This window comes from Lipingzhangella halophila, from assembly GCF_014203805.1.
GTDB lineage: Bacteria > Actinomycetota > Actinomycetes > Streptosporangiales > Streptosporangiaceae > Lipingzhangella > Lipingzhangella halophila.
Window position 1 is genome coordinate 606,516 of sequence record NZ_JACHJT010000002.1, and the last position, 11,607, is coordinate 618,122.

The 11,607-nt window shown below is 70.3% G+C and carries 11 protein-coding genes; 1 reads left to right on the top strand and 10 read right to left on the bottom strand.

Annotated elements, in window-relative coordinates; translation table 11 throughout:
• Positions 1 to 75 precede the first annotated feature (75 nt).
• The 7 genes from F4561_RS29785 to F4561_RS29815 all read right to left on the bottom strand — a co-directional run bounded on the left by F4561_RS29785 (position 76) and on the right by F4561_RS29815 (position 5,913).
• Positions 76 to 1,110, bottom strand: a complete 1,035-nt coding sequence (locus tag F4561_RS29785) for an ABC transporter substrate-binding protein (protein ID WP_184585030.1) — start codon at positions 1,108 to 1,110, stop codon at positions 76 to 78.
• Positions 1,107 to 1,958, bottom strand: a complete 852-nt coding sequence (locus tag F4561_RS29790) for an ABC transporter permease (RefSeq protein WP_184585031.1) — start codon at positions 1,956 to 1,958, stop codon at positions 1,107 to 1,109. Before F4561_RS29790 ends, F4561_RS29785 begins: the two co-directional genes overlap by 4 nt.
• The gene (locus F4561_RS29795) at positions 1,955 to 2,719 is read right to left on the bottom strand and encodes an ABC transporter ATP-binding protein (RefSeq protein ID WP_184585032.1); all 765 of its coding nucleotides are present in this window, start codon (positions 2,717 to 2,719) and stop codon (positions 1,955 to 1,957) included. The genes F4561_RS29790 and F4561_RS29795 overlap by 4 nt, the downstream gene beginning before the upstream one ends.
• Positions 2,716 to 3,369 (bottom strand): RraA family protein, encoded by a 654-nt coding sequence (locus F4561_RS29800; protein ID WP_221446384.1) that lies wholly within the window; start codon positions 3,367 to 3,369, stop codon positions 2,716 to 2,718. The genes F4561_RS29795 and F4561_RS29800 overlap by 4 nt, the downstream gene beginning before the upstream one ends.
• Positions 3,366 to 4,082, bottom strand: coding sequence for a PIG-L deacetylase family protein (locus F4561_RS29805; protein ID WP_184585033.1), 717 nt, complete (start codon positions 4,080 to 4,082; stop codon positions 3,366 to 3,368). The genes F4561_RS29800 and F4561_RS29805 overlap by 4 nt, the downstream gene beginning before the upstream one ends.
• The gene (locus tag F4561_RS29810; protein WP_184585034.1) at positions 4,079 to 5,044 is read right to left on the bottom strand and encodes a DUF6282 family protein; all 966 of its coding nucleotides are present in this window, start codon (positions 5,042 to 5,044) and stop codon (positions 4,079 to 4,081) included. Before F4561_RS29810 ends, F4561_RS29805 begins: the two co-directional genes overlap by 4 nt.
• 164 nt (positions 5,045 to 5,208) lie before the next feature.
• The gene (locus F4561_RS29815) at positions 5,209 to 5,913 is read right to left on the bottom strand and encodes a GntR family transcriptional regulator (RefSeq protein WP_312885712.1); all 705 of its coding nucleotides are present in this window, start codon (positions 5,911 to 5,913) and stop codon (positions 5,209 to 5,211) included.
• A gap of 126 nt (positions 5,914 to 6,039) precedes the next feature.
• On the opposite strand from F4561_RS29815, the gene F4561_RS29820 reads away from it, so the two are divergent.
• A complete protein-coding gene (locus F4561_RS29820; protein WP_184585035.1) occupies positions 6,040 to 6,855 on the top strand; it encodes a DUF1932 domain-containing protein in 816 nt (271 codons plus the stop codon).
• Positions 6,856 to 6,962: 107 nt separating this feature from the next.
• On the opposite strand, the gene F4561_RS29825 is transcribed toward F4561_RS29820, so the two are convergent.
• The 3 genes from F4561_RS29825 to F4561_RS32990 form a co-directional block, all read right to left on the bottom strand.
• Positions 6,963 to 8,234, bottom strand: a complete 1,272-nt coding sequence (locus F4561_RS29825) for a hypothetical protein (protein WP_184585036.1) — start codon at positions 8,232 to 8,234, stop codon at positions 6,963 to 6,965.
• A 378-nt stretch (positions 8,235 to 8,612) separates the two neighbouring features.
• The gene (locus F4561_RS29830) at positions 8,613 to 10,124 is read right to left on the bottom strand and encodes an aldehyde dehydrogenase family protein (protein WP_312885713.1); all 1,512 of its coding nucleotides are present in this window, start codon (positions 10,122 to 10,124) and stop codon (positions 8,613 to 8,615) included.
• Positions 10,125 to 10,270: 146 nt separating this feature from the next.
• The gene (locus F4561_RS32990; protein WP_246438189.1) at positions 10,271 to 11,545 is read right to left on the bottom strand and encodes a hypothetical protein; all 1,275 of its coding nucleotides are present in this window, start codon (positions 11,543 to 11,545) and stop codon (positions 10,271 to 10,273) included.
• Positions 11,546 to 11,607: the final 62 nt, after the last annotated feature.

Genomic DNA, 11,607 nt, shown 5'->3' on the forward strand with positions numbered 1-11,607 from the left:
CGGCGCCCAATAAATCGGGCCGTGCCCGGCAGCGGCTGCCGGGCACGGCCCGCGACTCCTGTCGGGTCTGCGCCCCTAGCGGCGGAGGTCCTCCGGCACGATCTCCTCGTACCCGGGCGGGTCGCTGACCAGGCCGGTGTCCTCGTGGAACTCCAGCGCCGTCTCAACGGACCCCTGCTCGAAGCCGGGCTCCGGAGGCAGCTGCTCCTGCATCAGCGGCAGCAGCTCGTCCCGGGCCTCCTCGTCGATGCCCTCCATGTAGCCGGCGAGCAGCTCCCGGATCTCCGGGTCCTCCTTGATGTCCTCGTTGGCCCGCTCGATCGCCGTCTGGAACGCCGCCACCTCGTCGGACTTGTTCTCCAGGACCGACTCATTGGCGAAGACCACCCCGTGCGTCGGGTTCTCCAAGTCCGGGATGTCGCCGCGCACCGGAGAGATGTAGATGGAGCCGACCTCCGTGGCCTCGGCCTGCTGGGGCACCGGCTGGAAGAACGAGAGCGCGTCGACCTGGCCGGACTCCAGGGCCCCCAGCGCTCCGGCGGGGTCACCCCCGAGGTTGACCAGCTCGGCGTCGTTTTCGGCGTCCAGGCCTTCCCGCTCGAACAGGAAGTTGACCAGCGCCTCGGTGCCGCTCCCGGGACCGGTGATGCCGATCTTGGTGCCCTCCAGCGCCGCGATGCGGTCCTCCAGTGAGGCGTCCTCCGCCGGCCCGTCGAAGTCCTCGCCGACGATGATGTCCACGTAGTACTTCTCCACGAGGTTGGACACGAGCCGGGTGGAGTCGTCGGTGCCGTGCATGTTCAGCGCGTCGGTCAGCACACCGGCGCCGAGGTCGATGCTGCCCGACTGGAGGGCGGCCGCGACCTTCGCCCCGGTCCCCAGGCGGGGGCGCTCGCCGAGCTCCACGCCCTCTTCCTCGAAGTAGCCGCGCTCCTCCGCCACGTGCAGCGCGAAGAACGCCACCGAGTCGCTGATCTGGCCGACGTTGAGTGTCCCTTCGGCGGTCTCGGACGAGCGGTCGGCGCAGCCGCTCACCGAGAGTACAAGCGCGGACAGCGCGCTGGCCGCCACCAGAAGGCGCCCGCGGCGCGTGTTCGTTGCTGTGGTCATGACCGTGCCTCCGCTGGTTTCCACCGGCTCACCCGGTGGTCGAGAAGTCCGACGAGGAAATTGAGAACCGCCGCGATCACGCTGAGCACGACAAGAGTCGCGAACACTCCCGCGGTGTCGAACGTGGCCGCGGAGTTGCTGATCAGGTAGCCCAGACCGCGGTTCGAGGCCACCAGCTCACCGATGACCGCACCGATCAGCGCGTAGGGGATCGCCACCTTGAGGCCGGTGAGCATGCCCGTCATCGAGGACGGCAGCACGACCTTGAGCGCGATGTCCCGGCGCCCGCCGCCCATGAGCCGCACCGCGTCGATCAGGCCCCGGTCGACCTCGCGCACACCGGCGGCCGTGTTCAGGAACACCAGGAAGAACACGGTGACCGCCGCCAGCAGCACCTTCATGTCCATGCCGATGCCGAACCAGACGATGAACAGCGGTGCGAGCGCCACCTTGGGGATGGCGTACAGCGCCATGATGAAGGGGTCCACTACCTTGTAGAACGTCGGTGCGGACGCCAACACGAAGCCCAGCAGCGCGCCGGCGAAGGAGCCGAGCAGGTAGCCGTAGATGATCTCCTGGAGGGTGATCCAGGAGTTCAGCCACAGGGTGCCGTCCGCGTTCCACTCGACCAGGCGGGTCCAGATCTCACTGGGCCGGCTGGTGAAGCTGATGTCGAACAGCCACCCGCCGGTCAGCTCCCACAGCCCGAGGAACACGACGAGCAGCGCCACCCGGCCGGCCCAGATGCTGGTCGTTCTCCCGTTGCGTTCCCACCAGGTGCGGTTCAGCGCGACGGCGTTGGCCGGCCCTTCGGAGCTGGTCGTCGGCGTTTGGGTCATGGTGCTCATCTCGCCCCCTCGCGCAGCGCCTCGGTCATTTCCCTGTGCAGCGCGACAAAGGTGGGATCGACACGAAGCTCGTCGGCGTCCCGGGGCCGCGACAGGTCGATCTGTTTGTCGAGGACCCGGCGTCCGAGGAGGCCGAGCACCACGACACGGTCGCCCAGCAGCAGCGCTTCCTCGATGTCGTGGGTCACGAACACCACGGTCTTCCCGCTGCCCTGCCACAGGTTCAGCAGCTCCACCTGCAGGTCGGTGCGCAACTGGGCGTCGAGCGCGCCGAAAGGCTCGTCCATGAGCAGCGTCTCGGGATCGCCGGCGAGCATCCGGGCGAGGCTCGCCCGGCGCCGCATGCCGCCGGACAGCTCGCGCGGGTAGTGGCGCTCGAACCCGGTCAGCCCGACCCGCCCGATCAGCTCCTCGGCGCGCTCGCGCCGCTCGCGCTTGGACACGCCGCTGATCTCCATGGGCATCTCGATGTTGCGGCGCACATCCCGCCACGGCATAAGCGTGTCGCTCTGGGTGAGATAGCTGATCTCCGTCCGCGGCCCGGTGACCTTGGTTCCCCGGTAGCTGACCGTCCCCGACGTGGGCGCGAGGAGCCCTGACAGCAGGTTCAGCGCCGTGGACTTGCCGCAGCCGCTGCGGCCGAGGATGGTGACGAAGCTGCCCTTCTCCACCTCCAGATCGAAGTCGCGCAGGGCGACGATTCCGGTCTCGTCCTTGACGAACCGCTTGGTGAGCCCCTGTATCTCAAGAAGCGTGCTCATGTTTCCACCTGATCCGACGCCTCGTCCTCGGCGCGCAGGCCGTAGGCGTCATAGCTGAGCTCGCCGGAGCTCCATCGCTCGCGCAGCCCGTCCTCCTTTGCAATCCGCTCCCGGACCGCGGCCACGGTCGACTCCACCCGGCTGAGGGGCACCGCAGCCGCGCCGTCGTCGTCGAGGACCACAATGTCCTGGGGAGCGATCTCGGTCCCGCCGACGCGCACGGGCACGTCGACCGAACCGCGGACGTTCTTGGTGGCGCCGCGGACCCGCCGCCACCGCGTCCACACCGGCAGGCCGATCGCGCGCAGGTCGGCGACGTCCCGTACCGACGCGTCGACCAGCACGCCCGCCGCGCCCCGCGCCTTGGCCTGGGTGGCCAGCAGGTCGCCGAGCAGGGCGACCGGCCGCGGCTCGGGCATGGCCAGTACCAGGACCTCGCCCGGCCGCAGGTGCGCCATGACCTCGTGTACGGCCCGGTTGTCGTCCTGGCCGCACAGCGCGATACGAGCCGGACCCGCCACCCGGGTGCCCGGAATCAGCGACTCCAGGTCCGCGTCGACCAGACCGGAGCGCCCGGCCGCCTCGTAGACGGTGGCCACACCCGCCTCGGCGAGTTCCGCCACGGCCTCGGTGTGCCGCGCGCCGCTCACAGCGACGTCACCACATTCGGCAGCAGCCGCTCGAACGCCTCGGCCTGGCGGATGCCGGAGTCTCCGGTGACCTTCCGAGCGTGGTTTCCTCGCTGGTCAGCGCGCTGCCCATAGTACTCGCGGAGATACTCCTGGGCTTGCATCGCCGCCATGGCCTCGACCTTGCTCTCGTAGACCGGGGTGATGTCCACGTAGACGGTCGGGGTGAAGTTGCACAGCTCGGGCTGGTGCGGCTCGAAGGTGAGGAACTCCGAGGGGGGTGCGGTGCGGAACCCGCTGGCCACTCCGGCGCCGGAGGTGAGCAGCCGGGCCTGGGCCACAGCGGCGTGCGCGGCCGGGTGGTCGGGGTTGAAGGGGTCTTCCTTGGGGTGGGTGAGCACCACGTTGGGGGCGAAGTCGCGCATCATCTCGGCGAGCCGGTCAACGGACTCCGGGCCGACACGCAACGGGTAGTCGCCCAGGTCCAGCGCTTCGAACCGGGCGCCGACCGCGCCCGCGGCCTTCTCGGCCTCGGCGTGCCGGATGCGCTTGACGTTCTCCTCGGTCTGGCCGGGCTCCTCCCACAGTTTCCCGGACTCGCCGCGCTCCCCGTAGGACAGCGCGACCACGACCGCCTCGCCGCCAGCGGCCGTGTGGCAGGCGACCGCGCCGGCGGCGCGCCAGACAAAGTCCGCGCTGTGCGCGCCAACCACCATCATGCGGCGGGTACTCATCGGGAAACCTCCTCAGTGGCGGTGCGCGTACCGGCGCGCTCCGCGTCGGCGCCGGCGATCCAGCGCGAGTTGTCGACGGCCATGGTCCGGATCTCCGGTTCCGTGAAGCCTTCGGCGAGCAGCCAGTCGGCGAGGATCGCCAGGCCGTCCTCGACGGGCGGGTTGAACGGCTGGCCGAGGTCGCTGGAGAGCACCGAGTTCTCGGGACCCGCGGCCCTGATGTTGTCCACCCAGGTCTGCCAGCTCACCTTGCCGGTGTAGGGGGTGGTGAAGCAGCGCTCCAGGAGCACGCCCGTTTGCGCGAGCGCGCGCTGCCGCTCGGTCTGCACGCGCTGCGAGGTGAACTCCGGGTGGGTGACCACCACGCGGCGGACTCCCTCGTCGACCGCGGCCCGCGCGACGACCTCGATCTCGGCGGTACTGAGGTGGCCGGTCGCCAGCGTCATGTCGTGCTTGGCGATCACCCGCAGGACCTGCCGGGTGATCTCGCGCACCGCGCCGTTCTGGTCGAGAACGTCGACCGGGTCAGCGGCCATCCCGTCGGCGCGCAGCTCGTCCTGGAGGCGCGCCCACATTGGGGGTGTGGCGCCCTCCGGCTCGGAGGCGGTGCACTCCCGCTGGTTGGCGCTGTCCACCGTGGGCAGCCACACGACCTGCGCGCCGCCGCGGCCGGCGATGTCCACCGCGATGGGGTTCAGGCCGCCGACCGAGCCGTTCAGCGTGATCGCGCCGACCGCGCGGCACTCGGGAACGGCCGCGTTCACCACCGCGGCCCGCTCGGCCGTGGGCACGTAGTGCGACTTCAGCACAAAACCGGCCAGGCCGACCTCGGCGAACCGGGGGGCCAGGGCGAGGTCGTCGATCCGCCGCTTCATCACGTCCGGTGCGACGTGGATGTGCGTGTCGTACGCCCCCGCTACGAGGTCCCGCGCTCGGGACGAGGGGATCGGATGGTCTGCCATACCGCCTCAATCATGTCGCCATAATGTCTGAAGAAATTGTTAACAATATTGCCGACACGTGTCAAGGGTCACGGTGTCGCGTTCTCCCTGCTCAGGGGGGCGCGAAATGCGGCGGGCGTGGCTGGACCGGCCGCACCCGCCCCGGGACCTGGCGAACCCGCGAATCAGAACCGCATGCTGCCGACGGTCTGGCTGGCCTCCCTGAGCGCCTCGATGACGCTGCCCAGGTGCGTGCGCATCGCCGCTTCGGCCGCCGCGGGGTCATGCGCCGCGATGGCGTCGATGATCGCCAGGTGCTCGGGCAACGAGACACTGGGCCGCCCGGGTTGCAGGGCCAGCCGGAACTGGTGGCGCACGCTCTGCGCGCGCAGCCGTTCCAGCACCGCCTCGGCCGTGGCCTGCTCGCTGAGCTCGCGGATCCGGCGGTGCAGCAACTGGTTGGCCTCGGAGTAGCCGAGCACGTTGCCTTCGGAGACCAGTGCCTCCATCCGGGTGCCTATCGAGCGGAGCTCGTCGACCTCCTCAGCGGTCGCCCGCTCGGCCGCCTTCGCCGCGCACAACCCCTCCAGCATCATCCGGACCTCGCAGATCTCGACGGCCTCGTCCAGCGAGACCGAGCGGACCCGCGCCCCCCGGTTCTGCTCCCGCTCGACCAGCCCTTCCTCGGTGAGCTGGAGGAGCGCGGAGCGCACCGCGCTTCGGCTGGTGTCGAAGCGGTCCGACAGGTCGGATTCCACCAACCGCTGGTCGGGGGCGAACTCACCCCTGGTAATTGCCTCCCGGATCGCCGCCACGACGGAGTCCCCGCCTCGTCGCCCGTACTCCTTCGCCGCCCCCTGCGGGCGCACCTCTCCCCGGTTCGTGGCCACGTTTCCTCGCTTCCCCTGTGCCCCGCCAGCCCGCACCAGCCCAAACGACTAGCGGCAATATTGTCGCCAATTTCGTTGTCAGAATAGTCTAGACATCGTTCGGTCGACGGTCACAGGGAGCTGGTTGTGAGCACAGAGGAAACATCGGGTGTTCGGGTCGCCGTACTCGGGTTCGGGGAGGCCGGCGGGCACATTGCCGCTGACCTGCGGGACGCGGGCGCACGGGTGCGGGGTTACGACCCGGCCGCGCCCGCTCCGGCCGGGGTGCAAGAACACCCGGACGAGGCGTCGGCCGTACGCGGAGCCGACGTCGTACTGAGCGTCAACAGTGCCGCGGCGGCCCCGGACGCGTTGCGCACCGGGCTCGCGGGCGCCGGCCACGACACCGTATGGGCGGACCTCAACACGGCCGCCCCGCAGCTCAAGCGCCAGCTCGGGGAGACCGCCGCCGCGGCCGGCGTCGGCTTTGTCGACGTCGCCCTGATGACCCCGGTTCCCGGACGCGGCCTGCACACGCCGATGCTCACCTCCGGCGATGCCGCCGAGCGCTACGCCGGCCTGCTGTCCGCCCTGGGAGCCAGCATCGAGACACTGGAGGGTCCCCCGGGGCGCGCGGCCGAGCGCAAGCTGCTGCGCAGCGTCTTCTTCAAAGGGCTGGCGGCGGCCGTCGTGGAGGCGCTGGAGGCCGGGCGGGCCGCCGGCTGCGAGGACTGGCTGCGCGAGAACATCGCCGACGAGCTGAGCCGTTCGGGGGCCGACACCGTGCGGCGCCTGGTCGAGGGCAGCCACCAGCACGCCGTGCGCCGCAGCCACGAGATGGCCGCCGCCTCCGACATGCTCACCGACCTGGGCGTGGCACCCCTGGTCAGCGGGGCCAGCCGGGACCTGCTGGAGCGGCTCGTGGAAGGCGCCGAGTCCGGGAAGCGCGCGGGAACCCGCTGAGGGCGCGCCGCGCGTAGCCACCGTCGAGCGCTGCACTACGTTGTGGAGTTCCGTCGTTTCCGGCTCCCTCTCCGCATGGTGCCCGCGTCAGACTCAGGCCTGCCGGACTACCGTACCGGGGCCAGATCCGGGCGGACCGCGTGCAGTGCCTCGACAACCCGGGGCCGGAAGCGGTTGCCGGGTTTGATCGTGACGCGGGTCAACGGTTCCTCCGGGGACGCCGGCGACTGCTGGGTCTCCCGGGACACGACCGACGCCCAGATCGGAACCCCCTGGGACACCCAGTCCGGGGAACGCAACATCACCTCGACGGTGGCGCTGGCGCTGCGGCCCGAGCCCTCCCCCGTGCTCCTGACCACCACGCCCTCGCTGATCGTGCGCACCTCGGACCACGGGATGTGCAGAGTCGCGCCGGCGAACCACAGTGCCGACTCCTGCACCAGCGTGATACCGGAGGAGTCGACCGATACCCCCTGGTGAGTGAACATCCGCGGCGCGACCCAGATCATAAACGCCGTCGTGCCCAGGCAGACGAGCCCCAGGAACAAGCTACCCAAGCTGATGTCCCGCAGTGTCTCCCTGGAGATCAGGAAATTGGCTGGGACGAAGACGACGAGCATGATGGTGCCGAACAGCATCATGCGCCAACGCAGGTTCACCCACTGGGATTCGGCGGTGCCCCGCGCGGCCGGCGTACCGGCCTCGGCAGGGGGCGCCTCGAACAGGTCGGGACGCGCGTTCCGCAGCACCTGTTCGAGGTCTTGTACCAGGTGGTACCTGGCCGTGAAGAGCACCCGCGACCGTGGCGAGGTACTGCCCAACTTGGTCTCGCCCGCCAGCACGAGCCTGGCCCAGCCGGGCATCCGCAGCTCGTGGTCGACGCGGGACAGCTGCACCTCCAGCATGAGCTTGCTTCCGGAACTCGCCGCCCTCTTGATGAAGTACACGTCCCGCCACGGGATCGAGGCCGTGCGCCCGCGGGACCACAGAAGCGAGCGCTGCACCACGGTGATGCCGTGCTCGTCCACCTCGACCCCCTGCCGCGCCAGCAGCGACGGCACCATGGCCAGCGCCAGCACCGGAAAGCACACGAGGAGCGCGTTACTCGCCATCGAGATGGCGGTGCCGAGGCCGGGTGACGGGCCACGCACGCCGACGAGGTAGTCGTAGAAGAAGTAGAGAGGAACCCGAGCCACCACTCCGAGCAGCACGGCGAAGCCCACGAGGACGACCGGCTGGAGGATCTCCGAGCGCATGCTCACCCGGTCGCGGGCTGGCGCCGGCGGTTGGTTGTCCTCCGGTTCCGGATCGGGGTGCCCGGGTGGTGCTCCGGGCGCGGGCGATTGCTGCGGCATCGAGCCGTGCGGATCAGGGGGCATGCCGGGGAGTCTACGGTTCACGTTGGTCTGGACCAATTTGTCCGGACCGGTCGGGCACCCCCGGTCACACCCGCCGAACCGTCCCCGACCAGCGGCCCGAAGCACATGACCACGTTCGGCCAACGGCCACCGCACCCACCGGCCCGTCCTCCCCCAGCAGGTCGGGACGTATACCCGCGACCGGCGCGCATCTCTCGGGAAGATTCTCGCGAAGAACCGGAACGACCACCCCGCACGAAGGACACCGGAGGCTACTCGAACAGTCCCGGCCGGTCGGCCGGCACGTACCCGGGCCCCATGGGCACTGCCACGGGAAACGCCGCCCCGGGCGCTCTGCTCCCGCGGGCGCCCGGGCGCCCGTGCCGGCTCTCAACCCGCTCATACGCCAGCGGAGGGCGTAGTGCTCCCTTTCCGCTGGAACGGGAACGTGCGCTTCTCGTGCTGGATGCTCACCCAGTGGTCGGTGGTGAACTCCTCGATCGCCCACTCGCCACCGAAACGCCCGACACCCGAGTCCTTCTCGCCGCCGAAGGCGGTGTTCGCCTCGTCGTTGACGGTCTGGTCATTGATGTGCGTCATCCCCGCCTCGATTCCGGCGGCGAAGCGCGCCCCGCGCTCGACGTCGGTGGTGAACACCGCGCTGGCCAGGCCGTAGTTGGTGTCGTTGGCGATGTCGCGCGCGTTCTCCTCGCCGCGGGCCCGGATCACGGTGCCGACCGGGCCGAACACCTCTTCTGCCGCGGGAGGAGCGGAGTTGTTCGCGAGCACCACGTGGGGCGGCAGCACGAGCCCGGTCGGCCCGGTGGGATCGCCGGCGAGCAGCACCTCGGCGCCGGCGTCGCGGCCCCGCACGAGCTTGTCCTGGATGGATTCGAGCTGGCTCGCGTTGATGACCGGGCCGATGTCGGTGTCGGGCTTGGCCGGGTCACCGTACTGGAGCTCGCGCGTACGGGCGAGGAAGCGGTCCACGAACGCGTCGTGCACCGCGTCGTCGACGATGATCCGGTTCGTTCGGATGCAGATCTGCCCCTGGTGGAAGAACGTCCCGAAGAGTGCGGCCTCGGTGGCGTACTCCAGATCGGCGTCGTCCAGCACGACCAGCGGCCCGTTGCCGCCCAGCTCCATGGCCACCTTCTTGGTGCCCGCCTTCTGCCGGATGCCGACACCGACCTCGGTGGAGCCGGTGAACGAGACCATCCTCGGGATGGGGTGCTGCACCATGGCGTCGCCCACCGTGCCGCCACTGCCGACGATCACGCTGAGCAGGCTTTCGGGCAGGCCGGCCTCCCGCAGCACGTGCGCCAGCAGCAGCCCTCCGGTGACCGGGGTGTCGCCGGCCGGCTTGAGCACCACAGCGTTGCCCACCGCCAGGGCCGGCGCCACCGACCGGTTGGACAGGTGCATCGGCCAGTTCCACGGGCTGATCACCCCGACCACGCCGAGGGGCCGGCGGTAGACCCGGCTCTCCTTTCCGGGGACGTCGGCGGGAAGAAGGGCGCCGCTCATCCGGTGCGGGTAGGACGCCGCCTCCAGGAAGTCGTTGCGCGTGGCGAGCCACTCGGCTCTGGCCTTGGCGACGGTGCTTCCGGCCTCGCGGACCAGCCAGTCGATGATGTGGTCGGAGAGGTCGGTCATCACCTGCGCCGCCCGCCGCATCACCTCGGCCCGCTGCTGCGGGGTGCGCCGTGCCCAGTCTCGTTGCGCGTCCCTGGCGAGCCGGTAAGCCTCGTCCACGTCGTTGGAGTCGGCGAGCGGGATCTCGACCAGGGTGTCCCCGTGGTACGGGTCGGTGTCGACCTTCGCCCTGCCCACCGAACCGGCGCGCCATTGCCCGCCGATGGGCATCCCCTCGAACTCCCGGGCCGCGTACAGGTCATTCGTGGTGGTCACGTCGGCCTCCGATCAGTGATCTCGTACTCCACGGAGGTCGCCGCTACCCGCTGGACCGCCCGTTATACGAGGTCACACGCCTGCGTGCGCTCATGCGTGCGCCGATATCGCGGGGACTGGTCGTTACGCGGCGCGGAGGGCGGCGGTCACTGCCCCGGGAACAGATCCGGGCGGACCGCGCGCAGCGCCTCGACGATCCGCGGTTGCCTGCGGTTACCCGGTTTGATCGTGATACGCGTCAGCGGCTCCGTCGGGGACGCCGGAGACCGCCCGACCTCCTGGCCGAATACCGACGCCCAACTCGGCACCCGGGACACCCAGTCCGGGGACCGCAGCATCAGCTCGACAACGGCGTGGGTCTTGCGCTTGTCCCCCGAACCGGTGACGACCACGTCCGGGACGATGGAGCGAACCTCGGGCCACGGAATGTGCACGGTCCGGCCGGCGAACCACAGCGCTGAATCCTGCACCAGCGTGATGCCGGAGGCGTCGGCCGAGACTCCCTGGCGGGTGAACGTCCGCGGCGCGACGCAGACCGCCCACACTGTCCCGCCCAACGAGCCCAGGAGAAACACAGTGCCGCCCGTAATCTCGCTCGCGCCGATGTAGGGCTGACCCACCTCTCTGACCATCTGCACGGAGATGGCGACGGCCGTGGCGACAGCGACGAGCGCGGCCACGATCCAGCCCACGACCCCGTGCCACCGCATGTTCACCCACTGGGACTCGACGCGGCCACGCTGCGGCGCGGAGTCGGGGTCGGCGTCCGGTACCGCGAACAGCTCGGGTTGGGCGTCGCGCATCATCTGTTCGAGGCGCCGCACGTCCTTGTGGTCGAGCGCGAAGAGCACCCGCGGCCGGGACGACGACGTCCGGCCCCACTTGGTCTGGCCCGGCAGGACCAGCTTGGCCCAACCGGGCATCGACAGCCCGTGGTCGACGCGGTACAGCAACACGTCCAGCACGGGCTTGTTCCGGGGGCGCACGCCGCGGCTGACGTGGTGCACGTCCTCCCACGGGATCGAGGCCGCACGGCCGCGGAACCACCACATCGGGCGCTTCACCACGACCATCCCGTGCCCGGTCACCTCGATCCCCTGTGCGGTCCAGTACCGCGGGAGGGCGACCACCAGCCCCAGCAGCACACCCAGAACGGCCGCCGGGACCAGCAGGGCGACCGTGTCAGCGGGGACGAACTCCCGACTGCCCTCGATGAGCCCGCTGATGACCGGGACGACCGGAACCCACGTCCCCGCCAAGAGCGCGAGCCACACGGGACTGACGCAGGCGATGATCCACTGGACGATGCGGGACCCGCGGATGCTGATCCACTCCCGGGGCGGCTCCCGCCGCGCGGGCGCCGGCTCTTCTGGTGGAGGTGCGGAGACATTGCCGGGGGTCGATTCACCAGGAAAGCTCATGGCCGAAGTCAAGCATGACGCTCGGCCCCAGGGGCAATTCGCCGCCGGTCCCTGGCGGCGGC